The organism is Diplocloster agilis (assembly GCF_019042275.1).
GTDB lineage: Bacteria > Bacillota > Clostridia > Lachnospirales > Lachnospiraceae > Diplocloster > Diplocloster agilis.
Map to the genome: position 1 here is coordinate 28652 of NZ_JAHQCW010000039.1, position 25704 is coordinate 54355.

Consider the following 25704-nt stretch of genomic DNA (forward strand, 5'->3'; position numbering starts at 1 on the left):
TGTTAAGTATACATTATTGAGCAGCGAATGCTGCGAATCCGCCCGAAGGGCATGTATTAATGGGATACTGTTAAGTATACATTATTGAGCAGCGAATGCTGCGAATCCGCCCGAAGGGCATGTATTAATGGGATACTGTTAAGTATACATTATTGAGCAGCGAATGCCACGAATCCGCCCCGAAGGGTATGTATTAATAAACTGTTAAGTATAGTATTAATAATATATATTTTATCTGACCCTATGAAATATAAAATAGCAACGGACCAATAGATGAATATGTAAATGAACAGATACCCGTATCTTGGATATGAATAGATATATGAATAAAATAAATATATAAATACATATATGAGTAATTACATAGGTACTTGAATTCACTCGCGAATTTTACCGAATTAAGAAATTATTTTATATTCCGACTTGTCAGTTTCAGTTTCTAATTTAATAAACACTCAATATTTCTAATCGTTATGCAATAATTCTCAAAAACCATCATTTTGCAAACTTTAACTTTCCTGCCGGATGAAAGAAGCCGGTATCCAGATACCAAATCAGCTATCCGCAATTAGTATTTTACAAAAACATGTCTGCAAGCATCCTTTTCTAAGATGAATGAATCCAAGTTTATCCAGAATACCCTCAGTTATTTTAGTTAAATCCCGGTAAGTTCTAATCCATCATAAAAACCAATAAAAATATAAAAAACCTAGTAATATAAAACCAATTAGAAAAAACCCAATAAAATAAAAAGTAAAAATTAAAAAGTCCAAAAACAAAAAAACCCTCAAAAAAATGAATACAGTCCAAACACCTCGTAACAACAGAATTAGAACTTTTATTAGAACCGCTGCCAATTTCCCCCCATCAACAAACCTCCCCTTTCGCACATGGAACTAAAATTATCACCAAAGCAAGGAGCGAGCCGGGTCGGGGACTGCCGGGGGGCGTGGGACTCACGTTGCGGGGGGCAAAACGCTTGAGGCCAGGTCTTAGAACGGGTTACGCAGATGACGGGAGAACCTCGCAGGGCCTGGAACACTGTCCGAGCCGTATTGTGGCGAGTTTGTTCCAGGCCCTGCCAATAAGAGGTTCTCCCATCATCGTAGTTACCCGTTCTTAGACCTGGCCGAAGCGATTTTGCCCCCCGCAACGTGAGTCCCACGCCCCCCGGCAGTCCCCGACCCGGCTCGCTCCGCCCCCCAAGTAATAATACCTAAATTTTTTCAGCAGAAAAAAAGGATTTTGAAGATTTTTGCAGAATATATTAATTAGGGAATAGTTTATCGGTGCGGTAATCCAAAGGATGGTGATGCGCTTGACGATACGTGAGAAAATGGAACAATGGGAAACGGAGTTTTTGAGTCCCTACGCCTCTTTGAGTAAGAATTCCAAGGGCCGGGACAGGGAAGAACCTCCCTGTGACATAAGACCCGTATATCAGCGGGACCGGGACCGGATTCTGCATTGCAAATCTTTTCGGCGGCTGAAGCATAAAACCCAGGTTTTTTTGACTCCCCAGGGAGATCACTACCGGACGCGCCTGACCCATACGCTGGAAGTGGCGCAGATCGCCAGAACGATTGCCAAGGCGCTTCGCCTGAACGAGGATCTGACGGAAGCGGTGGCGCTTGGACATGATCTGGGGCATACGCCCTTCGGACATGTGGGGGAATCGGTGCTGGACCGGTTGTGCAGCAGCGGCTTTACCCATTTTGAACAGAGCGTGAGGATCGTGGAAGTGCTGGAGAAGCAGGGGATGGGCCTGAATCTGACCGTGGAGGTCAGGGACGGGATTTTGAACCACCGCACGGCCGGCAGTCCCCATACACTGGAAGGAAAAGTGGTGAGGCTCTCGGATAAGATCGCCTATATTAACCACGATATTGACGACGCGATCCGGGGCGGGATACTCACGGAGGAGGATATTCCTCCGGACTACCGGAGAATCCTGGGATTTACGACCAGGGAGCGCCTGAATACGCTGATTCATGATATGATCCGGAACAGCGAAGGGGTTCCGGATATCCGTATGTCGGCGGAAGTCGAAGAGGCGATGAAGGAGCTGCGCCAGTTTATGTTTACCCATGTGTATACGAACCCGCGGGCTAAAGGAGAAGAAAAGAAGGCCATCAATATGCTGGAGGGCCTGTTTATGTATTATATGGAACACCCGGATCTATTGCCGGAGCAGTTTAAGAAGATGCTGAGCGCACAGTGCGGCCTGGATCGGGTGGTGTGTGACTATATTGCTGGGATGACAGATCAGTTCGCGATCGCGAAGTTTACCGAATTTTATATTCCCAGCTCCTGGCAGGTGTATTAAATGTATTTTTCAGATGAATTGATCGAAGAGGTGCGGATGAAAAATGATATCGTTGATGTCATTTCCGGGTATGTGAAGCTGCAGCGAAGAGGCAGCACGTATTTCGGGCTGTGCCCTTTTCACAATGAGAAGTCCCCTTCCTTTTCCGTGACTCCGTCGAAACAGATGTATTATTGCTTCGGCTGCGGAGCGGGGGGGAATGTATTTACCTTTTTAATGGAATATGAAAACTATACGTTCCCGGAAGCGCTGCGGATGCTGGCACAGCGGGCCGGTGTGGAACTGCCCCAGGAGGAGTATTCCCCGGAGGCGAAGAAGCAGAATGATTTGAGGACCGCGCTCCTGGAGATCAACAAGGAGGCAGCCAGATATTATTATTATCAGCTGTCCCAAAAAGGCGGACAGGCCGCCCATGATTATCTGACCGGCCGGGCCCTTACGGAAGAGACGATCCGCAGATTCGGCCTGGGATATTCCACCATGTACCGGGACGATCTGTACCGCTATCTGAAGAAGAAGGGGTACAGCGACGGGCAGTTAAAGGAATCCGGGCTGGTGACCTACGATGAGAAGCAGGGGCCCCACGATAAGTTCTGGAACCGGGTCATGTTTCCGATCATGGATGTGAACCACCGGGTTATCGGGTTCGGCGGCCGGGTTATGGGGGAGGCGAAGCCAAAGTACCTGAACTCGCCGGAGACCAGGATCTTTGATAAGAGCCGGAACCTTTACGGACTGGACATCGCCAAGTCAAGCAGAAAGCCAAGCCTTCTGATCTGTGAAGGATATATGGACGTGATTGCCATGCACCAGGCGGGATTTACCAATGCGGTGGCTTCTTTGGGAACCGCCCTGACCACACAGCATGCCAGCCTTTTGAAGCGGTATACACAGCAGGTGCTGCTGGTCTATGACAGCGACGGGGCGGGTGTGAAGGCGGCCATGCGGGCGATTCCGATGCTAAAGGATGCGGGACTGACGGCTAAGGTGCTGAATCTACGGCCCTATAAGGACCCGGACGAATTCATTAAGAACCTGGGGCCGGAGGCTTTTAAGGAGCGGATCGACCAGGCCCAGAACAGCTTTATGTTCGAGCTTTCCGTCATGGAGCATGATTACGATATGGACAGCCCGGAGGGAAAGACCGCGTTTTACCGGGCGGCGGCGGAGAAGCTGCTGGAATTTTCGGAAGAAATCGAAAGAAATAACTATATAGAAGCGGTGGCTCAAAAATACCCGGTCGGCTATGAAAACCTGCGCAGGCTGGTGAACCAGATGGGCTTAAGCAAATCGGCGGTACAGCCGAGGGAGCGCCCAAGGCAGACCGCGGAGAAAGCGAAGAAGAAAGAGAGCGGCATGTCCACTTCGGAAAAATTGCTGCTGACCTGGCTGATCGAGGATCCCGGTCTGTTTGGGACGGTGAAAGACTACGTGGGCGCGGAGGATTTTACCTACGCCCTGCATCGGACGGTGGCGCAGCTATTGTTCGCCCAGTTTGAGAACGGGGAACTAAAACCGGCCCAGATCATCAACCGGTTTGAGGACCCGGAGGAACAGCGGGAAGTGGCCGCCCTGTTCAATGCCACGTTAAAAGACGTGGAGACAAAAGAAGAAAAAGAAAAAGCGCTGAAAGAGACCCTGTGCCGGATAAAGCGCAACAGCATCGAATACCGTTCCGATCACATGGATCTGACGGATATCGCAGGTCTTCAGAGGATCATTGAGGACAAGCGGATGCTGGAACGCATGGAGAAACTGCATATTTCCTGGGATTAAGGATAAAATACTAACAAGCTATGGAAGGATGGAACTAAAATGGAAGAAAATATGGCGAAGTTCTCAGAACGCCTGCAGGAATTGCTGGCGATTGCCAAAAAGAAAAAGAATGTGTTGGAGTATCAGGAGATCAATGATTTTTTCCGGGATATGGAACTGGACGCGGATCAGTTCGATAAGATCCTGGATTTCCTGGAGGCCAATAACATTGATGTACTGCGCATCACCGAGGACGATGACGATATCATTCTGGATGAAGAGGACGAGGTGGAAGTAGAAGACATCGACCTGACCGTTCCCGACGGGGTCAGCATTGAGGACCCGGTGCGTATGTATTTAAAAGAGATCGGTAAGGTTCCCCTTTTGAGCGCGGAAGAAGAAATTGAACTGGCGAAGAAGATGGAGATCGGCGATGAGGACGCGAAGAAGCGCCTGGCCGAAGCCAACCTGCGTCTGGTGGTCAGTATAGCGAAGCGATATGTGGGCCGGGGTATGCTGTTCCTGGATCTGATCCAGGAAGGGAACTTAGGGCTTATTAAAGCGGTGGAAAAATTCGATTACCGGAAAGGGTACAAGTTCAGTACCTACGCGACCTGGTGGATCCGCCAGGCTATTACGAGAGCTATCGCGGATCAGGCCAGAACGATCCGTATCCCGGTGCATATGGTAGAGACGATCAACAAGCTGATCCGGGTATCCAGACAGCTGCTGCAGGAACTGGGACGGGAACCTACCCCGGAAGAGATCGCAGAAGAGATGAGCATGCCGGTGGAACGGGTGCGTGAGATCTTGAAGATTTCCCAGGAACCGGTATCCCTGGAAACCCCCATCGGAGAGGAAGAGGACAGCCATCTGGGCGATTTTATCCAGGATGACAATGTACCGGTACCGGCGGACGCCGCGGCCTTTACCCTGCTGAAAGAGCAGCTGGTAGAGGTGCTGGGAACTCTTACGGAGAGGGAACAGAAGGTGTTGCGGCTCCGGTTCGGCCTGGACGACGGACGGGCCAGAACGTTGGAGGAAGTGGGCAAGGAGTTCAATGTGACCAGGGAGCGTATAAGACAGATCGAGGCTAAGGCGCTCAGGAAACTGCGCCATCCAAGCCGCAGCCGTAAGCTGAAAGATTATCTGGATTAGGAGCAAGCCCATGCAGTTGTCAAAACGATTGTCGGCGGTTGCCGCTCTGGTGACGCCCGGAACCGTACTGGCGGATGTCGGTACGGATCATGGATATATCCCCATCGAACTGGTGGAGCGGGGAGTGATTCCGCGGGCGCTGGCGCTGGACGTTAACGCCGGGCCGCTTCGGCGGGCAGACGAGCATATCCGGATGCATCAGCTTACGGATTACATAGAAACCCGTCTGTCAGATGGATTAAAAGAAGTAAAAGAGGGGGAGGCGGATGCCTGTGTCATCGCAGGCATGGGCGGCCCCCTTACGATACGTATCCTCACCCAGAGCCGGCCGGCGGCGCAGGCTATGGGGGAATGGATTCTGCAGCCCCAGTCCGAGATCGAGGCGGTGCGCAGATTTGTGTACGGCGAGGGATTTCATATAGAGCAGGAAGATATGGTTCTGGAGGACGGCAAATATTACCCTATGATGAAAGCGGTCAGAGGAAATATGGACCAGCCGGACGGCATATACTGTACGACAGGATTCTGTTACGGTCCCTGTCTGCTGCGTGACCGGCATCCGGTGCTGCACGCCTATCTTCTGAAAGAACAAAAGCTGTATGAGGAGCTTGGCGGAAAGTTAAGAAAGCAGGGAGTAAAGAAACGGCTTCAGGAAGTGGAGCGGGAACTCTTATTGGTGCGGGATGCACTGGCTTTCTTTGATGAAACATGAAGGGAAGAGGAATGCCCTATGAAATGCAAAGAGATCTGTGAACGGATCGAGGCCAGTTATCCGGTTGCTTATGCCTGTGAATGGGATAACCCGGGACTTCTGGTCGGAAGTGATGAAAAAGAGGTAAGCAGGATCTATCTCGCCCTGGACGCCACGGAATCAGTCATAGAGGCGGCGGTGGCTGCGAAGGCGGATCTGCTGATTACCCATCACCCCATGATTTTTTCACCTATACGCAAGGTGAACACCGGGGATTTTATCGGAAGGCGGATCATCCGCATGATCAAGGCGGATCTGTCCTATTATGCGATGCACACGAATTATGATGTATGCGGCATGGCGGAGCTGGCCGCGGGATATCTGAATCTGACCGGGCGCAGGGTTCTTGAACCTGTTGTCTGCGAGCTCAACCGCGCCTCCGGGGAGAGCCAGGGCTTTGGCCGGATCGGTACTCTTCCGCGGAAAATGACGGTGCGGGAATGCTGCGCTTATGTAAAAGAAGCGTTCGGCCTGCCAAATGTGAAGGTGTTTGGCGATCTGGACCGGGAAGTAGCCTGTGCGGCTGTGGCACCCGGCTCAGGAAAAAGTATGCTGAAAGCCGCGTTAAACGAGCGGGTGGAGGTATTGATTACCGGAGATATCGACCATCACGAGGGGATCGATGCGGTTTCCCAGGGGATGGCCGTGATCGATGCCGGGCACTATGGGATCGAACATATTTTTATAGCGGATATGGAGCGGTTCTTATCGGAAGAGATACCTGCGGTTGAGATTGTAAAAGCGCCGGTCTGCCAGCCATTTGAAGTGGTTTAAGCCCGGTAACTGCGGCAATCAGAAAGGATTGGAAGGTGAGACATATGGAGCAGGAAATGGTGAAAATTACGGTTAACGGAGAAGACCGGGAGTATCCCGCAAAAACTCCTTTTCTGGATATAGCCAGGGAATACCAGTCCCAATACGAGGATGACATTCTGCTTGTCATGGCGGATAACCGGCTGAGGGAGCTGCACAAGCAACTTAAAGACCCCTGCGAGCTGTCGTTTATTACGGCCAGGGATTCCAGCGGCATGAAGACTTACCAAAGAAGCGTACTGCTGCTGATGATCAAAGCGGTGTATGATGTCTGCGGCCATGACCAGGTGCGCAATGTCCGGGTGAATTTTTCACTGGGAGCGGGGCTTTACTGTACCCTGGAGGCCGATGCCAGCCTGACACAGGATTTGCTGGACCGGATCAAGGCCCGGATGCGGGAGCTTGTGGAGCGCAAGATCCCCATCATGAAACGTTCGGTCAATACGGATGACGCGATCCGTCTGTTCGGCATGCACGGCATGTACGACAAGGAACGGTTGTTCCGGTACCGTATGGTTTCCAAGGTAAATATCTATAGTATCAATGAATTCGAGGACTATTATTACGGATATATGGTAAATGATACGGGTTATCTGAAATATTTTGACCTGTACCTGTATGACGAGGGCTTCGTCCTTCAGCTTCCGACCAGGCATGCGCCGAAGGTGGTGCCGTCCTCCACTCCCCACGGAAAGCTTTTCCACGTACTCAAAGAGTCGGAAAAATGGGGAGAGATGTTAAAGATCGGAACGGTGGGAAGCCTGAACGACCGGATCACCAAAGGGGAAATCAACGATCTGATTCTCGTGCAGGAAGCTTTGCAGGAGCATAAGATGTCCGAGATCGGGAAAGAGATCTGCGCCCGGCCGGAGAAGAAATTCGTCATGATCGCCGGTCCGTCCTCCTCGGGGAAAACGACCTTTGCCCACCGGCTGTCCATACAGCTGACGGCCCAGGGCCTGACCCCGCATCCGATTTCCATCGACGACTATTTCCTGAACCGGGACCAGACACCGCTGGATGCGGACGGCAAACCCAACTATGAATGCCTGGAGGCGCTGGATGTGCGCCAGTTTAATCAGGATATGAATGATCTGCTGGAAGGAAGGCAGATAGAGCTTCCGACCTTTAATTTTAAGACCGGGAAACGGGAGTACCGGGGGCGGACGCTGAAACTTGGCGCGGAGGATGTTCTGGTTATCGAGGGAATCCATGGCTTGAATGACAAACTCTCGCCTACCCTTCCAAGAGACAGCAAATATAAAATCTACATCAGCGCCCTGACCCAGTTAAATATCGACGAGCACAACCGGATACCCAGCACGGATGGCCGGCTGATCCGGCGTCTGGTAAGAGATTACAGAACCAGAGGGACTTCGGCGGACGCCACCATCAACATGTGGGCCTCGGTGCGAAGAGGGGAAGAAGAGAATATTTTCCCTTATCAGGAGGAAGCGGATGTGATGTTTAACTCGGCTCTGATCTATGAGCTTGCCGTATTAAAACAATACGCCCAGCCGATCCTGTTCGGGATACCCAGGGAATCCGAAGAATATGTGGAAGCAAAACGCCTGCTTAAGTTCCTGGACTATTTTATCGGAGTGGGAACGGAACATATACCGATGAATTCGATATTAAGAGAATTTGTGGGCGGCAGCTGTTTTTATGTATAAAAGCCTGCTTCGGATCTCAAGATCCGGACAGGAGAGCCCAGATCAGTGATAGTATACTTGAGGAGGAGAGCGAATGAAGTGTCCATTTTGTAATCAGGAAAATACAAGGGTGATCGATTCAAGGCCCGCAGACGACAACAGTGCGATCCGCAGAAGAAGGCAGTGTGACGAATGCGGGAAGCGATTTACCACCTATGAAAAGGTGGAGACGATTCCGCTGATCGTAATCAAGAAAGATAACAACAGGGAGCAGTACGACCGGAAAAAGATCGAAGCCGGCGTACTGCGGGCCTGTCACAAACGGCCGATATCCGCCAAGCAGATCAGCGATCTGGTGGATGAGGCGGAAAACGATATTTTCAACCAGGAGGTCAGAGAGATCGACAGCAGCCTGATTGGAGAGATCGTGATGGACAAGTTAAAAGACTTAGACACTGTGGCTTATGTCAGATTTGCATCCGTTTACCGGGAATTCAAAGATGTGAACACTTTTATGGACGAGATTAAGAAAATTTTAAACTAAGAACCGTTGCGGCGGATGAATGGAACGATTCTTAATTTGGAATTGGACAGTAAGAGGTGAAGGTGTACATGGGGATAAGAAAGAACGATAAGAGAATTGGGACGTTGGGTCTGGCGTTTTTACTGGCGATGACAATGGTGCGGCCGGCTTTGGGGGAGCAGCCCGCCCGGTATCAGATAAGCAGTGAACCGGCCATACAGGGCAGACTTACGGCTCTGGAGGGCAGTTCTGTCCGTATGCGGCTGGAAGATGAGAGCATCTTAAGTCCTATGCCTCAGCTGCAGGAGACAAAGGAGACGGAACAGGTCCCGGCAGCGTATGATTTGAGAAAGGCACAGGGACGAAATGACGTGTCGTCGGTGAAGGATCAAAAGGATGCGTCTACCGGCTGGACCTTTGCGGCGGCGGCCTCCTTAGAATCCAATCTGATGAAAAAGGCGGATGCGGCGTCGGAAGTGGATCTGTCGGAGCGGCATCTGGCGTGGTCCGTCTATCATGGAGAAAATGGCGCGGAAGATAAGAGCGCTTATGGGGGCGGGGATACCTTTACGATCCCGGCATCAGGCGCAGACGCTTTTACGGCGGGAGGCGGCAGGCAGCAGGCGGCGGTAACGCTGGCGCGCTGGTACGGAGCGGCTGCGGAAAAAGACGCTCCCTATGAAGAACCGCTGGCTGAGGCGGCGGACCCCACGGTTTCCCGCATTCATATGGCTAACGCCTATTACCTGCCGGAAACGGCCGTTCGGTCGGGAAAATCCTATTCCTGCGATATGGCTGCATTGACGGAGATTAAGAAGTGCATCATGGAAAACGGCGCCGTGGCGGCCTCTTATTATGAGGACGAAAAAGCAAGGGAGAATTCCGGTTATTATGAGGCGCAGACCTGTTCGTATTTCTATCCGGGCGAGAAGCCTGCAAATCAGGGGATAGCCATCGTTGGCTGGGATGACGGTTATGAACAGGCGAATTTCGCCGGAGAGAGCCTTCCGGAAGGGCCTGGAGCCTGGATTGTCAAAAACAGCCGTGGCCGGGAGGCGGACCGGGACGGTTATTTTTACCTGTCCTATTATGACAGAAGCCTGTGTGATTATACGCTGTTCGAAGCGGTTCCTGATCAAGAATCCGGACCAAAAGAAGAAGTGTACCGGAATATTTATCAATACGACGGAGTTGGAACGGGCGAGCTTATATTAACCGATGCGGCGGAATTAAAATTCGCCAACCGCTATACCGCCCGTGGTGATGAGATCATCAAAGCGGTAGGGCTTTACACTCTAGAAGCGGATACGATGGTGGATGTCTCCGTGTACCGGTCGTCGATCGACGGAATACCCGAGAGCGGGCAGGAAGTATATCATCAGTCCACGATGATTCCTTATGCGGGCTTTCACACGCTTCCGATGGAGAACGGCGGATTCAGTGTGAAAGCCGGGGAGGATTTTACCGTAGTCGCGTCGGCACAAAGCGGCGGTCATTATCAATATCTTCAGGAAGCTGCTGTGGATGGATCAAATCTGGTGCGGCTGGATTATGAGAAAGGGCAGAGCTATTACTGGTCGGAAGAGAACGGAACATGGCAGGATGCGGTACGGCAGATTACGGTGGGGGATGTCCCGGTGCAGCTGGGGAACGCCTGCATTAAGGTGTACAGCGACACGGCGCCGGACTTGGGAATCTCTAAGCTTGCTATTACCGAAAAAGATGCGGAAGGGAAACGTCTGCTAACACAGCCGGTCTATGATCCGGACCCGGCTGACGCGAACAAGGCGGCGCTTAGCTCTTATGCTTCCTCGATCACGCTTTCGATGGAATACCGTGCGGAAAATCCCGAGAAAGCCGTGATCCTGTCATCGGACGGAACCCAGTATGAGGCAGAAGAGGACATCCCCAGGAAAGCATTTGAGCAGGGGCTTTTGATCCATCTGGATTACGCGGACGGGATAGAAAGCAGGGATTACCGGCTTAAATTCTCCTTATCGGATACGGAGCTTACGACCCCGGAGCAGGTAATAGTGATCGATAATCAGGGAATTGTTCCCCAGGATATGGTTTTATCCTCTGCGGTTCTCACGGAAGGGAGCGTGTACGAAGCGGCGTATAAGGCCCTGGAGGCTGATGTGCAGGGCGGTTCCTTTGTACTCTATCAGCTGAGCGCCCAGAGAAATGGGGAAAAGTACCTGCCAGGAGGAGCGGTGCAGCTGGAATTCCCGTATTATGATACGACAGATGAGAAAAATATCCGGCTGTATTCGATATCCGGAACAGGTAATGCGTCTAAAGCATCGGATCTTACAGGCGTAAAAGACGGGCGCTTGATGTTGGAGACCGACGTGCTAAACGGGCTGTATGCAGTCGCGGTCCGTACCAACATACCTACCATTCCTAAGATGCCCGGGGCGGTCTATGATCCGGAGCAGAAGCTTTCGGATATTCCGCTTCCGGCCGTAAAAGGCGGGGCATGGAGCTGGATAAATGAAGATGCGGTGCCAAGCGCGGACCAGTCCTCCTATGCGGCGCGGTTTACGCCCGCAGCCGGGAGCAGCTACGAGGCCTGCATTATGCAGATCCCTCTGCAGGTGCAAAAGGCAGCGCCCATGATAGTAAGCGCCGGCGGTTCGACCCTGGTATACGGCCAGCGGCTGGGAGAATCAGACCTGACCGCATCCGCGGTATGCAACGGTAAGCATGTTCCGGGCAGCTTCCGGTGGAAAGATCCGGTAGTGCTGCCGGGTGTTGACAACGGGGGATTCGAGATAGTCTTTGTGCCGGATGACAGGGTGAATTATGAGGAAGCCTATTCCACGGCTTCGATCGGAGTGCTGAAGAAGCAGATTGATATAACGGTAGCGGATCAGATTCGTTCCTTTGGAAAAGAGAATCAGCCATTTGAATTCAATGTCTATGAAAATGCGCTGGTGGGCCACGATACCAAAGACGATATCCATGTGACCTATCAGTGCGCAGCCGATCAGGAAACCGTAGCCGGTACCTATCCGATTATGGCGGAGGCAAGCGCGGAAAATTATAACGTCTCGGTAAAACCCGGCGTGCTGAAAATAACCAGAAACATGGTAAAGCCCCAGGGGGACACCCAGGGCCGGGTATGTATCGTCGGGAATTTTAAAAATCGGGATACGAGGCTTCTCTGCGCCGACTTACCGATGGAGAGCGACGAATACCAGATGTTTCAGGAGAGAGCCGCAGACGGCATGGAACTGGTGAGCTGCCAGGAGCTTTTGCTGGATACGGATGAATATCTGGGGAAATTAATGGTTACCTTCCGGGTCGATCCCAAATACGAGGGACGAAAAGCTTATGTTCTTCATTATGCGGATCAAAAGATGGAAGCTTATGAAACGGTGGTGGCAAATGCAAGAGTGTCGGCTGAGGTGGTTTCCCTTTCGCCATTTGGGGTGCTGGTATCAGATGAGCCTGTAGATCAGGCGGCGGCCGCCAAAGCAGGAGCAGATGTGACGGACGGCGGAAAGCAAAGAGGAGCTGGTGACTCTGTGGACTCCGTGGTGACCGTGAAACCGGTGGAGACTGCGAAGAAGGTTCCGATGTGGGTCGTCATTGGGATACCTGCGGCAGCAGCGGTGATTCTGCTGGCGGTTGTAAGTATCGTATTGGTCAGAAGGCATCTAAGAAAGAAAAAAGGATCGTAAAGCTGATAAACAAGCCGGAAATCCATTCACGTACAGGAGTATATTCATCTGTGCGTTGAATGGATTCCGGCTTTTTCCAGGATAAAAAGTAAGGAATATGCAGCCGGGTGATAGGGGAGATAGTTTAGGTAAGACAGGAGGATATCATATAGCGCGCCCGACAAAATGTTGTATAAAATATCAAATGAGCGGTAAAAATTGGTAAAAAAGCGGCAATATACAGGGCGGGATATCAGCCGGATTGAGAAAATCGAACAGAAAAGTGTTAAAAAATAAACGATGCTTGACAGAATATACAATCGCGGCTATACTCTTAGTTAGAAAGTACATACAAGTTATTTGCGAATCATTACGAGACACGGGACTCGTAAATAACGGATGCAAGGTGGTATTAACCATGACGTTAAAAGAGCTTGCATTGGAGATCGGCTGCTCGCGGGCGACACTGGACCGGGTGATTAATAATCGGGAAGGCGTAGGCGAGGAGCGAAGAAAAGAAATACTAAAGCAGATCGAGGAACGGGGATACCGGCCGAATGTGGTCGGGAAGATGCTGGCGATCCAGCACAGGACCGTGATCGGCGTTATCTTATGCGCAGATATTACTCCGGTTGAGAACCCTTTGTTTCACGAGATCTACGCGGGAATGCTGAAAGCCGTGGAGATTCTGGAGAAGACAGGCGTTTCCTTTATGTTCCGCCATATTAAGAGCGGTAAGGCGTCTGAGCAGATCACGGTGATCAACGAGTTGGTAGAGGTATACCGGGTGTCCGGTATCGCGATCTCCCTGGAAGAAAAATCAGAGGATCTGTTTGAAACGATCCGTGTACACATGAATAACGGAGTAAAATTCATTTCTTATTTTAACATAAACGGGGCTCAGAATACGGAATTTCAATTCCCGTACGAAATCGGCATTAACCAGAAAAGAGAAGGTAACGTGGCGGCCGGTTTGATGGGAAAATTCTTAAGAGGAAAAGGAAAGGTTGCATTGCTCAGCGGCCTGGAGAAGAATCTGGTCCACCAGATCAGAATCGATTCGGCGAAAGAGCATCTGGAACAAGCATATCCCGGTATCCGGGTGGTGGAAGTGGGACGCAATACCTATCCGGAAGACATCGCAATGGCCAAGGTGGAGAAGCTGTTGGAGGATTATCCGGATTTGGACGGCATTATTGTGAGCTGTGGTTCCGCCGGGTATATTGTGGAGATGGTACAGAAGCTGCAGAAGAAAGACCAGCTTTCTATCATTGCATTTGATTTTACCAGACAGATGGAAAAGGATCTGCGGCTGGGTTATTTTGATGCGCTGATCGGCGTGAATTTGGAACGGCTGGGATACACTACCATTTACGCGATTTACGATTATGTTTTCCAGAATGAGATAACGGACGATACATTATACGTGGCTTTACAAATAAAATTAAAAGAGACGGTCACCCCCCTGTGACGGTGACACTAAGAGATTTCAAGGGTGTTTTTTTGGGACTTACGAGGCACGTACCTCGTAACTAATTTTTGATATCATTTACGAGGCACGTGACTCGTATAAGATAAATAAAAAAAAGAGAGGGTATGTTATGAGAAAGCATGTAGCAATGGTATTGGGTTTGATTCTTTTGGCATCCACGTTGTACGGCTGTGGTCAGAAAGCGGAGGAATCCGCGCCGGCTTCCGACACCGGTAAAGCCGAGGCCCCCGCGCAGACAGAGGAGCAGGGAGCGGATGAAAACGCAGCTTCGTCGGATAAGCCCTATGAGGGAACCGAGATCAGAGTCATCTTTGCCAATCACAACTGGACAGATGCCGTGACCGCGCATTTGGATGAATTCACCGAGAAAACCGGAATTATCGTAAAAGCGGAGAACTACGCGGAAGACCAGCTGAGTGAAAAACTGGCGATCGAATTGACTTCCGGCTCATCGGGACTGGATGTCATGATGACAAGACCCTTACAGGAAATTAAAATGTTCATACAGAACGGCTGGGTCTATGACTTAAGCGCTCTGAAGAACGATCCGGAAGTGGACGCCTCCGATTTCATTCCGTCCGCGCTTGCATCCTATGAGGACGCATCCGGCGCCTGTTACGGATTACCGCTGGTAACCGAACGTCAGATCCTCTACTATCGGACAGATTTATTCGAAAAAGCGGGACTTGAGGTTCCGAAGACGATGGATGAGCTGATGGCGGCGGCTGAGAAGTTGAATGATCCCGACAATGAAGTCTATGGCATCGTGTCCCGTGGACTGACAGCGGCGGCGGTAACCCAGTTCTCCGGTTATCTGTATGGCTGCGGCGGCAACTGGGTGGACAAAGACGGCAATGCGGCGTTAAATACGCCGGAAGCGGTGAAGGCCTTTACGTTCTATGGGGATATGCTGAGAAAATACGGCCCTCCCGGAGTCCTGAACATGCACTGGCAGCAGGCGGCGGCTCTGTATTCCCAGGGCAACGCGGCGATGTATACGGACGCGGATTCCCTTTATAATTCCGCATGCGGTCCGGACAGCACAGTATCGGATGTGACCGGCTTCGCGGTAATGCCAACAGGCGCTGTCTACAATATCTGTTCCTGGGGTATGTCGATCGCGGCAAACACGAAGAATCCGGAGGCATCCATGGAGTTCGTGAAATGGGCGACCAGCAAAGAAGTGGCTACTCTGGCCCAGAGCGTCGGTAATTCCGGAGCCCGTACTTCTGTGTGGGATGACCCGGAAGCCAATAAGAGCTTCCCGCCGGAACTGGTTAAGGTGATCCTGGCCTCCGGAGATATCGGCGTCGAGACGGACCGGCCGCAGGTAATCTCTGTGGGACGCGCAAGGGACGCGATCGGGGAAGTAATCGTAACAGCCATCAATGGAGGGGATGTGCAGGCAGCTGCAGATAAGGCGAACGCCACATTCCAGTCCATCATTGACGAAGATTTCGGAACCAAGTAAATCCCCGTCGGATAGGCTATGAGAAGGCAATGAGGTGAAAAGGGCTGTTGATGTTTTAACAACAGCCCTTAGTGTTCAAAAAGTTCCTTCTTTAAACTTACAGGCAGCTTTCGATGGAGAAGGGAGACATAGTAAGAAATGTCAAAATGGGTTGATAAACATTTAAAAGTTATTTTCATGGCTCCGGTCATCATCTTCGTACTGGTTATGATTGTAGCGCCGATGCTGTATACGATTGGGCTTAGTTTTTGTGACTGGAGCATGTCAAACATCAAACAAAGCAGCAGTTTTTAGCTTCCGCCTCCCAGGTTCTGCCCTCCCTCATCATGATTGATGTATGGGAATGGACCCCGATGGTGATGCTGATGGTCCTGGCCGGTCTGATGACCATACCCGGAGAAATGTATGAGTCGGCCAAAGTAGACGGGGCTTCTCCGGTACAGCGGTTCTTCCATATTACGATTCCGCTGGCCAGTCCGGCTATTTTATCGGCTATCCTTTTGAGGCTGATCGATGTCATTAAGACCTTTGATATCATCTACGCCACCACACAGGGCGGGCCGGGCTATGCGTCGGAGACGATCAATATTCTGGCTACCGTGACCAGCTTCCAGTACTTCCAGTTCGGAGACGCCTCTGCGATCACGGTCATGTTCTTCCTGGTGGTGATTCTGATCGCCTGTATCTTCATGTTTGTCAAAAAGAAGGTGGAGGTGGATTATTAGTGAATAAAAAAATTACACGGCTTACAGCGGCATTTGGAAAACACATCCTCATTTATGGCCTGGCTTTTATTTCGTTTTTTCCTATGCTTTGGATGGTCCTGGCGTCGCTGCAGCAGCAGAAGGATATTCTGAATGCCGGCAAAGGCTTGTTTTCTTTTATGCCGACCCTGATGAACTATTCCAATGTGATTTATCAATATGATTTTGTAAGGCCGATGATCAACAGTTTTATCATCGCCCTGTTATCCACTGTTTTCGCGTTGGTCTTATCCCTGCCGGCAGCCTATGCCATCGCCAGATATAAGCTGCGGAAAATGAGCCTGATCATATTGGTGGTGCGTATGATCCCGGGTATTTCGTTCCTGGTTCCCTGGTTTACGATTTTCGCAAAGATGCAGCTGACGGATTCCTATACGGCGATGATTCTGACCCATATGCTGGTCGCGCTGCCGCTTATTGTCTGGATTATGACGCCGTTTTTTGAATCGATTCCGATGGAACTGGAGATGGCGGCCTGGGTGGATGGCTCCTCCAAGTTCCGGACCTTTTTCGGAATCGTACTGCCCTTGTGCAGGGCCGGTATTCTGACGGCCTCTTTGCTGGCATTTATCTTTTCCTGGAATAACTTTATGTTTGCCCTTGTGCTAAGCGGCAGGAAGACGATCACGCTGCCGGTGGCGATCTTCAGCTTTGTGTCTTACGCTGCGGTAGACTGGGGCGGACTGATGGCGGCGTCCGTACTGATCACGCTTCCCATCTGTATTATTTCCATCTTTTTACAGAAATACATTATAGGCGGCCTGACGGCAGGAGCCGTGAAAGGCTGAGAAGGAGAGCGCAATGAAAGTAGCTGTGTTGAAAGAACCGGAAGTCATTCAATTGGAGGATATTAAAAAACCTGAGGCGGATAACGATTATCTGATCGTGGAGGTCAAGGCCTGCGGTATCTGCGGCAGCGATGTCCGTTACTACAAGGGGGAGAATCCCTGGGCTTTACATACTCTGGGCAAGAACCTGCCGAACCCGCCGAATATCATATTAGGCCACGAGTGGGGCGGGATCGTACACGAGGTGAAGAATCCGGAATTTAAGCATCTGCTGGGAAAACGGGTGGCGGTTCTCGCTTATAACACCTGCGGCGTCTGTGAATATTGCAGAAACGGGAACTACAACCTGTGCAAAAAGACGATGCATATCGGCCATGGGGCCGGCTGGGGCACCATGGATTATTATCCGGGCGGGATGGCGGGGTATTGCCAGATCTGGAACACCCATGTCTGTGAAATCCCGGATTCCATGTCCTTTGAGGAGGCCACGCTGTTAGATCCCATCTCCGTGGGCATCCATGCGATCACCAAGTCGGATATCAGGCCCGGCGATGATGTGGTGGTGCTGGGCACGGGGGCCGTAGGCTTAAGTATCGTACAGGCGGTGAAGGCGTTCGGCGCCGATAAAGTTATCTGCACGGATGTCTATGAGGGAGCCCTTGAGATCGCCAGGGATGTGGGGGTGACCAGGGCTGTGAACATCCAGCAGGAATCCCTGGAAGACGGTATGAGGGAGATCGGGATGAACGGCGCGAACGTAGTATTTGATACGGTGGGAACCGCCGAAACCCAGAAACAGGCCCTGCATATCTTAAGAGAGAGCGGCACCCTTGTGAACCTGGTGGCGAATATGACCCAGGCTTCCTATGAGCTGATGGATCTGGCCGGCGAAAAACGGTTAATCACTTCGGCCAATAATAACAGCTCGGATTTCCTGCTGGGAATCAAGCTGATTCAAAATGGGACCATTCAGGCTAAAAAAATGATTACCCATGTGCTGCCTCTTGACGAAGTGCAGACCGGGTTTGACATCATGCTGAATAAAGAGCAGCAAAAGGTCATGAAAGTGGTATTGGTGCCTTAAAAGCGAAGAATGCTTAAAAAAGAGGCGTAATACATTTCAGTTGAGAGGTGGCAGTATATGAAAGAATACAAGATGAATACAGGAACCCATGAGATATCGTTCCGGCTGGATGAAAAGCAGGTAATATACTACGCGGCGCTGGCGGAGCTTCCGAAGAAGCAGGAGGAAGCAAGGCTAATCGAGGAGGCGCTGGATCATCCCTACGGGGCCGAAAAACTGGAGGATGCGGTGCCGGAGGGCGGGAGAGTAGTGATTATCGTGGATGACGCTACCAGACCCACGCCCTGCGCCAGAATCCTGCCTCATCTGCTGGCCAGGATCGAACAAAAGACAAAGGATATCTGTATCATGACAGCGCCGGGAACGCACAGGCCCATGAGCGAAAAGGAGCTGGATGAGAAGATCGGCAGAGAGATCCTGGAACGGTATCCGCTGTTAAATGTGGACTATACCAAAGAAGAAGATTACGAATACGTCCTGACTACGGAATTGGGAACTCCGGTGGATTTACATAAAGAGGTGCTCAAAGCAGACTTTGTACTGGCAGTCGGCAATATCGTTCCCCATGTGGTCGTGGGCTGGAGCGGCGGCGCGAAGACGATCCAGCCGGGAGTCAGCGCCAGGAGAACCACGGACTACACCCATTGGATCGGAGCGGTCAAAACCAACACCATGGATATCGTGGGGACGCTGGATAATATATGCAGGAAGGAAATCGACTATATCGGCTCCCAGGTAAATCTGTCTTATATCGTCAATACCGTGCTGAATGAGAAAAAAGAAATTCAGGGCCTGTTCTGCGGACATTTTATCGAAGCGCACCGGGCGGGGGTGGAGCTGGCGGAACAGCTGCTGTGTCCGGTTATCGATCACCGGGCGGATATCGTGATCGCTAACGCGGCTCCCTGCTGTTTTGATTTCTGGCAGGCGTTCAAACCCTATGCCTTCGCACAGTTCGGCGTGAAAGAGGGCGGTACGATCATCTTTCTCTTCGAGGCATCGGAGGGGTTATGCGGAAACGCGCCGTTCCACCTTCCGGCGCTGAAAAAATATATGCCCATGACTCTGGAGGAGATTCTAAAAGAAGCGGAAGAGGGAAAGATCGAGGACGAGGTGGGAGCGACCAACGCCATCAATCACCACAAGCTCATCAACCACGCGGAAATCATCTGTGTATCGGACGGGTTGGCGGACGAGGACTATGAACTTCTGAAGTTTAAAAAAGCATCTACGGTGGAAGAGGCGGTTTTGATGGCAAAGGCTCGTTTGGGAGAGAACGCCGAAATCGGTATGATCCCGTTCTGCGGAGAAACGCTGGTCAAGGTGAAAGGTTCAAAATAACAGGCGGTTAGAGGAGGAAAACACGTGAAAGCAGTAGTACTGAAAACAGACAATCAGATTCATTATATGGATGCGCCGAAACCCGCGCTGCGCCACGGCGAAGTTCTGGTGCAGGTAAAAGCCTGCGGAATCTGCGGAAGTGATATCAGATATCTGGAAGGCGAGAACCCATGGTCCCAGCAGACCTTAGGCTATGTCACCCAGAACCCCGACAATATGATCTTAGGACATGAATTTGCCGGTGAAGTCGTGGAAGTAAAAGATAAAAAAGATGAGTACCTGCTTGGCAAAAAAGTGGGGGTTATCGTTTATAATACCTGCAAAAGCTGTGAGTTTTGCCGAACCGGCAGGATGAACCTTTGTAAAAACACAAAGCATATCGGACACGGGGCCGGATGGGGAGAGATGGAATTCTATCCCGGCGGTATGGCGGAATACTGCCAGGTGTGGAGCGACCATGTATATCCGTTTGAAAACTCCACCTTTGAGGAGGTCTCCACCCTGGATTTTGTGGCCGTCGGCCTGGCCGCGGTGTCAAAGATAAAGAAAGTGTTCGCGGAGGACGCCGTGATCATCGGAACCGGTCCTGTGGGCCTGTCCATCATCCAGCTCCTGAAGCTAAAAGGTGCCAGAAGGGTATATTGCGTGGACATACTGGACTACGCTTTTGAGGTGGCCAAAGAGGTGGGAGCGGACGGTGTGTTTAATTCCACAGAAGCGGATGTGGTGCCTGAGATCCTGGACAGGACAGATGGGCTTGGGGCCGCAATGGTGTTCGACACGGTGGGCACGGAGGAAACCCAGAAGATGGCTCTGACCGTCTGCAAGGGGGAAGGAACGGTGGTGAATCTGGTCTGCAACACCACGAAGGTGCAGTACCAGTTAAAAGATTTCAGCAGTGAGAGAAGCATCGTATCGGTAGCAAACGCAAGCGACGACCTGTTTTATGACTGCTTAAAAATGCTGGAAGCCGGCAGATTAAACGTAAAGCCTCTGATCACGGATGTGCTGCCCCTTGAGAAGGCTTTGGAAGGCTTCGAGCGGCTGATGAACCGGGAAGAGACGGGAGCGATTAAAGTGATCTTAAAGCCGTAAGGCCTGTTTAGACGGAACCTTTCCTATTGATTCTATACCGCGAAAACTGCGGTGCTGGAGGAAGAAATGAAAGCAGTTGTAAAATATGAGGAAAAACCAAGGGCAACCAGATTGATGGATATTGAGAAGCCGGTCTGCGGGGAGGATCAGGTGCTGTTAAAGGTGATGGCAGCCGGCGTCTGCGGAAGTGATGTGGATATATGGAACCAGAACATCGGGTTTAAGATCAAGACCCCGGTGGTACAAGGGCATGAGTTCTGCGGCGTGATCGTGGAAAAAGGAGAACGGGTAAAGCATTTTCAGATTAACGACCGGGTCGTCTGTGAGACGGCAGCGCAGATCTGCGGCGAATGTGTCTACTGCAGAACCGGCAATTATAACCAGTGCCCGAACAGATGCGGATACGGCGCGCTGATCGACGGCGCCTTCTCGGAATATGTGGCGGTGCCGGAGCGGATTCTGCACCACATGCCGGATACCCTTTCCTTCGAGCGGGCCTCCCTGACGGAACCCTGCTGCGTGGCTTATAACGCCATGATTGTGAAAACACAGATCCAACCGGGAAAACCGGCTGTCATCATAGGGCCCGGAACCATCGGATTATTATGTATTATCATGGCGAAACTGGCCGGGGCGTATCCGGTCATCGCCGTCGGCAGAAGCTCCTCTGCGAACCGGATGGAGATCGCCGGCCAGCTGGGCGCCGATATACTAATCTATTCGGACAGGGAAGATCCCCGGGATGCGGTCCGAAAGCTGACAGGCGGCATCGGGGTTCCGGTCGTCTGCGACTGTGCGGGCAATACTTCCACATTTAAGCTTTCCATGGACATCGTGGCCCCTAACGGGCAGATCACCAAGGTTGGCTGGGGGCCGGCGCCCATCGACGTCTCCATCGATCCGATTGTGCAAAAGGGCGCCAGTATCCAGGGCTCTTTCAGCCATACCTGGGATACCTGGGAGACCGTGATCCGTCTCATAGACGCGGGCCGGATTAACCTGGAGCCATTTTCCAGATTCATCTTCGGCATCGATGAATGGGAAAAAGCGTTCGAAGCCATGGACAGCCGCCAGGCGGTAAAATCGGTCATTTTGCCGAATGCCTAGAGAAGGGGAGAAAAATTATGAAGGCGTTAGTATATTACGGCCCGTCGGATATGAAGCTGGCCGAATATGAAAAACCGGTTCCGAAAAAAGGGGAAGTATTGTTAAAATCAAAAGCAGTGGGAATCTGCGGCTCCGACGTCCACGGCTATCTGGGGCTGACGGGACGGAGAATCCCGCCCATGATCATGGGCCACGAGGTGGTGGCCCTGGTGGAAGAGACCACGCTTGAGAACAGCCGGTATCACAAGGGAGACCTGGTGTTTGTGGACCCGATCGTCACCTGCAAAACCTGTGAAAACTGTCGGGAGGGCTACTATAGCATCTGTCTGAACAAGAGCAACATCGGTGTTCTGGAAGTGGACGGAGCGTTCTGCGAATATTTTACCATGGTGGAAGAGAACTTGATCCCCATGCCAGACCAAGTAAAGCCCGAAGTCGGCGTTCTGGCGGAACCTTTTTCCGTGGCTCTGCACGCGGTAAAGCAGCTTACTATGCCGGCCGGCAAGGTAAAAACCATAGCGGTGATCGGAGCCGGCGTGATCGGCATGTGCACGGCGGCTGTGGCAAAAGATATCTATCCGGACGCGGAAATTGTCATTATGGATGTCGCGAAGAAACGGCTGGACCGCTGCCGTAAGATTCTGGGAACCATGATCGAAACGGAAGATCTTACGGCAAAGAGCTACGAAGACATCCGGGCAGCATATACCGGCAGCGGATTTGACATCGTACTGGAAGCGGTGGGGGTCGGCCCTACAGTGAACGGTAGCCTCACACTGGCAAAAAGCAAGGGAGAAATCGTTCTGATCGGGAACAACCAAAAGGATATCAGCCTGTACTACCAGCAGATCGTGACAAGGGAGTTAAGAGTATACGGGACCTACGGATTCACGCACCGGGATCTGGAAGAGTCCATTCTGAAATTCAGGGACCGTCCCTATGCGGCGGCCATGGTGGATAAAATCGTTCCCCTTGAGGAAGCAGTCTCATACTTTGACGAGCTGGCCGGTCCGGACAATGATTACCTGAAAATTATCGTGGATCCAACCTTGTAACACGGGAGGGTTAATGTGTATGGAACTAAAATCAAATTGTAAATACGATCTGGTCACGGTCAGCAGTATGGGGGTCAGAATCACACCTGCAAACCGTCAGCCCGTCAGTATGAGCCGTCTGTATGAGATGCAGGCGACCAGCGCCGAGAGCAATGTGGGAAATATCAGCGCTTCCCTTGGAAAACGGGTCAAGATACTGACCAAATTCGTGGAGGACAGCGCGGTCGCAGGGTTCATCAAAGCAGAACTGCGAAAAAGGAACTTAGAGTACGAGGGCCTTGAGATTCCGCAGGGCGGCCCCTTCGGCTACCGGCACCAGTTCAACATCGCGGACAGCGGTTACGGCAGAAGAAGGCCGGTCGTTCAGAACGACCGCGCGGGAGAGGTGGCCTGCACCATTTCCGCCCAAGACTTTGACCTGGAGCGGATCTTTCACGAAGAAGGCTGCAGAATCCTGCACTTCTCCGGTCTGATCGCGTCCCTTTCCGCAGAAAGCGGCCGGTGCTGCCTTGACATTGCCAGAACGGCCAAAAAATATGGCACGGTGATCTCCTTTGACATGAATTACCGGGCCAGCTTCTGGAAAGGACGCGAAGAAGAACTGCGTCCGGTCTTTCAGGAACTGGCGGATCTGTCCGACATCCTGATCGGAAACGAAGAAGATTTTCAACTGGCATTGGGGATACCGGGACCGGAAGCCGGAGGCCTTGCTATTTCCGGTAAAATCGGCGGATTTCAGGAAATGATCGGGCGGATCAGCAAGAGCTATCCCGGAGCATCTGTCTTTGCCACCACCCTGCGGACCGTCATCGACGCCAATACCCATCAGTGGGGAGCGATCCTGTACGCAGAGGACCGGTGGTTCATAGAAGAACAGCGGGAAATCGCCGTGTACGACCGGATCGGAGGAGGCGACGGCTTTGTAGGCGGCCTGCTCTACGCGGTTCTGTCCGGTTATCCGCCGGAAGAATGGATCCGGTACGGCTGGGCCTGCGGCGCGTTAGTGGCGACCCTGGCCACCGATTACGGCCAGCCGGCGAGCGAAGAAGAGATCCGAAGCATCTATGAAGGCAACGCGAGGGTAAAAAGATAGGAGGAAGCGAAATGGGAACATCCGATATCGGTCTGATCGGTCTGGCAGTCATGGGAGAAAATCTGGTGGTCAACATGGAAAACCACGGTTTTACGGTTAGCGTCTTTAACCGGACCACCCAAAAAGTCACAGATTTTACGGAGGGGAGAGGGAAGGGGAAAAAGATTATCCCCGCCTATTCCCTGGAAGAGTTGGTAAGCCAGCTGAAATCCCCGAGAAAAGTCATGTTAATGGTAAAAGCGGGAGCGCCGGTGGACAGCTATATCGAGGCGCTGATCCCTCTGCTGGAGCCCGGCGACATCATTATCGACGGCGGCAACTCCCATTTCCCGGACACCATCCGCAGAACGGCCTATGTGGAGAGCAAAGACCTTCTCTATATCGGATGCGGAGTCTCAGGCGGTGAGGAAGGCGCCCTTCACGGTCCGTCCATGATGCCCGGCGGCTCCCCGAAAGCGTGGGAGAGCGTAAAACCCATCTTCCAGGCCATTGCCGCCAAAGTAGACGGCGTCCCCTGCTGTGAGTGGATCGGGGAGAACGGAGCCGGACATTTCGTGAAAATGGTCCATAACGGCATCGAATACGGAGACATGCAGCTCATCTGTGAAGCCTACCAGATCATGAGAGATTACCTGAATATGACCGCCGAAGAGATGCAGGAAGTCTTCGGCCGATGGCAGACAGAAGAACTGGACAGCTACCTGATCGAAATCACAAGAGACATCCTGAAAGTAAAAGACACGGACGGCGCCCCCATCCTTGATAAAATACTGGACACCGCAGGGCAGAAGGGAACCGGCAAGTGGACCGGCATCGCCGCGCTGGATGAGGGAGTACCCCTGACCCTGATCGCGGAGGCCGTATTCAGCCGCTGCCTCTCCGCCGCCAAAGAAGAGCGCGTCCACGCCTCCCGCATTCTTACAGGCCCGGCCGTCGTATTCGAAGACGACCGCGAAGCCTTCCTGGAGGATCTAAAAGCCGCTCTCTACGCCTCCAAGATCGTATCCTACGCCCAGGGCTATTCTCTTATGAAAGCCGCGGCCCAAGCATATGGCTGGAACTTAAACTACGGGGAAATCGCCATGATCTGGCGGGGAGGCTGTATCATCCGAAGCGTCTTCCTGGAAAACATCAAAGAAGCCTACGACCGGAACCCGGCCCTGGAAAACCTGATGTTAGACGATTACTTCAGGCAGGTCATGACAAACAGCCAGCAGGGATGGAGATATATCTGCGCCAGCGCCCTCTTAAACGGAATCCCGGCCCCGGCCATGACCAGCGCCCTGTCCTACTACGACGGTTACCGCTGCGACCGCCTGCCGGCCAATCTCCTGCAGGCCCAGAGGGACTACTTCGGAGCCCACACCTATGAGCGGACCGACCGGCCCCGCGGTGAATTCTTCCATACCAACTGGACCGGGGAAGGCGGCAGTACGATATCCGGGACTTATAACGCTTGAATGTTCTGTTTGGGGCCGGGAATCGGATGGGCGGGAGTAGGAGACCGTGTCGGAAGGGACGGCCTCAAAAGGCGGAATCGGGCAAATGCTTGAGGGACGGCATTAGAATATCTTGTCCCGAAGGGGGCTGCCGCACGAACTTAGCGATCTCCCCTGGGGGCTTGGTATGTCCGCTGCTTAGGTCTTGGAACTGCGGGTGGTATCCGGGGACGCTCCGGGCGGCCGGGTTCTTTTGTATCTCCCTGGGAGCGCGGAGGGCTTGCGCTGGAATACGCTAAGTGAAATCGAAAAGCCGGGTTCAGGAACCGAGC

General features: G+C 52.0%; 20 protein-coding genes. All 20 read left to right on the plus strand.

The annotated features are described in order from the left end of the window. The first annotated feature begins 1318 nt into the window (after positions 1-1318). The 20 genes from KTH89_RS19165 (at position 1319) to gnd (ending at position 25393) form a co-directional block, all read left to right on the plus strand. Positions 1319-2326 (plus strand): deoxyguanosinetriphosphate triphosphohydrolase, encoded by a 1008-nt coding sequence (locus KTH89_RS19165; RefSeq protein ID WP_238722772.1) that lies wholly within the window; start codon positions 1319-1321, stop codon positions 2324-2326. Next, positions 2327-4102 (plus strand): DNA primase, encoded by a 1776-nt coding sequence (gene dnaG, locus KTH89_RS19170; RefSeq protein ID WP_238722773.1) that lies wholly within the window; start codon positions 2327-2329, stop codon positions 4100-4102. It abuts the gene before it with no gap. Positions 4103-4141: 39 nt separating this feature from the next. Further along, positions 4142-5239 (plus strand): RNA polymerase sigma factor RpoD, encoded by a 1098-nt coding sequence (gene rpoD, locus KTH89_RS19175; protein ID WP_158347664.1) that lies wholly within the window; start codon positions 4142-4144, stop codon positions 5237-5239. A 10-nt stretch (positions 5240-5249) separates the two neighbouring features. Next, entirely contained in the window at positions 5250-5951 is a 702-nt protein-coding gene (locus KTH89_RS19180) for a tRNA (adenine(22)-N(1))-methyltransferase (RefSeq protein ID WP_238722774.1), read from the plus strand. Between the two features lie 18 nt (positions 5952-5969). Then, entirely contained in the window at positions 5970-6764 is a 795-nt protein-coding gene (locus KTH89_RS19185; protein WP_238722775.1) for a Nif3-like dinuclear metal center hexameric protein, read from the plus strand. Between the two features lie 56 nt (positions 6765-6820). Further along, entirely contained in the window at positions 6821-8476 is a 1656-nt protein-coding gene (locus KTH89_RS19190; protein ID WP_158347710.1) for a nucleoside kinase, read from the plus strand. A gap of 73 nt (positions 8477-8549) precedes the next feature. Next, entirely contained in the window at positions 8550-8999 is a 450-nt protein-coding gene (gene nrdR, locus KTH89_RS19195; protein WP_158347676.1) for a transcriptional regulator NrdR, read from the plus strand. Between the two features lie 68 nt (positions 9000-9067). Beyond that, positions 9068-12664 carry a C1 family peptidase gene (locus KTH89_RS19200; RefSeq protein WP_238722776.1) on the plus strand — a complete coding sequence of 1199 codons (3597 nt, stop codon included), beginning with the start codon at positions 9068-9070 and terminating at the stop codon, positions 12662-12664. Between the two features lie 397 nt (positions 12665-13061). Then, positions 13062-14114, plus strand: a complete 1053-nt coding sequence (locus KTH89_RS19205) for a substrate-binding domain-containing protein (protein ID WP_158347680.1) — start codon at positions 13062-13064, stop codon at positions 14112-14114. Between the two features lie 130 nt (positions 14115-14244). Next, positions 14245-15606, plus strand: coding sequence for a sugar ABC transporter substrate-binding protein (locus KTH89_RS19210; RefSeq protein WP_238722777.1), 1362 nt, complete (start codon positions 14245-14247; stop codon positions 15604-15606). Positions 15607-15744: 138 nt separating this feature from the next. Further along, the gene (locus KTH89_RS19215; RefSeq protein ID WP_238722778.1) at positions 15745-15900 is read left to right on the plus strand and encodes a hypothetical protein; all 156 of its coding nucleotides are present in this window, start codon (positions 15745-15747) and stop codon (positions 15898-15900) included. A 17-nt stretch (positions 15901-15917) separates the two neighbouring features. Further along, the gene (locus KTH89_RS19220) at positions 15918-16331 is read left to right on the plus strand and encodes a carbohydrate ABC transporter permease (RefSeq protein ID WP_330656721.1); all 414 of its coding nucleotides are present in this window, start codon (positions 15918-15920) and stop codon (positions 16329-16331) included. Then, positions 16331-17158: a carbohydrate ABC transporter permease gene (locus tag KTH89_RS19225; protein WP_238722780.1), complete on the plus strand. Its 828-nt coding sequence runs from the start codon at positions 16331-16333 to the stop codon at positions 17156-17158. Before KTH89_RS19220 ends, KTH89_RS19225 begins: the two co-directional genes overlap by 1 nt. Positions 17159-17171: 13 nt before the next feature. Then, on the plus strand, positions 17172-18242 hold the full coding sequence (locus KTH89_RS19230) for a zinc-dependent alcohol dehydrogenase (protein WP_158347684.1): 1071 nt from the start codon (positions 17172-17174) through the stop codon (positions 18240-18242). A gap of 57 nt (positions 18243-18299) precedes the next feature. Further along, positions 18300-19583 (plus strand): lactate racemase domain-containing protein, encoded by a 1284-nt coding sequence (locus KTH89_RS19235; protein WP_238722781.1) that lies wholly within the window; start codon positions 18300-18302, stop codon positions 19581-19583. A 24-nt stretch (positions 19584-19607) separates the two neighbouring features. Continuing rightward, positions 19608-20678, plus strand: a complete 1071-nt coding sequence (locus KTH89_RS19240; RefSeq protein ID WP_238722782.1) for a zinc-dependent alcohol dehydrogenase — start codon at positions 19608-19610, stop codon at positions 20676-20678. A 66-nt stretch (positions 20679-20744) separates the two neighbouring features. Then, positions 20745-21785 (plus strand): zinc-dependent alcohol dehydrogenase, encoded by a 1041-nt coding sequence (locus KTH89_RS19245; protein ID WP_238722783.1) that lies wholly within the window; start codon positions 20745-20747, stop codon positions 21783-21785. Between the two features lie 17 nt (positions 21786-21802). Further along, positions 21803-22840, plus strand: coding sequence for a zinc-dependent alcohol dehydrogenase (locus tag KTH89_RS19250; RefSeq protein ID WP_238722784.1), 1038 nt, complete (start codon positions 21803-21805; stop codon positions 22838-22840). A gap of 19 nt (positions 22841-22859) precedes the next feature. Beyond that, entirely contained in the window at positions 22860-23933 is a 1074-nt protein-coding gene (locus KTH89_RS19255; protein ID WP_238722785.1) for a PfkB family carbohydrate kinase, read from the plus strand. An 11-nt stretch (positions 23934-23944) separates the two neighbouring features. Next, positions 23945-25393, plus strand: coding sequence for a decarboxylating NADP(+)-dependent phosphogluconate dehydrogenase (gene gnd, locus KTH89_RS19260; protein ID WP_238722786.1), 1449 nt, complete (start codon positions 23945-23947; stop codon positions 25391-25393). Positions 25394-25704: the final 311 nt, after the last annotated feature.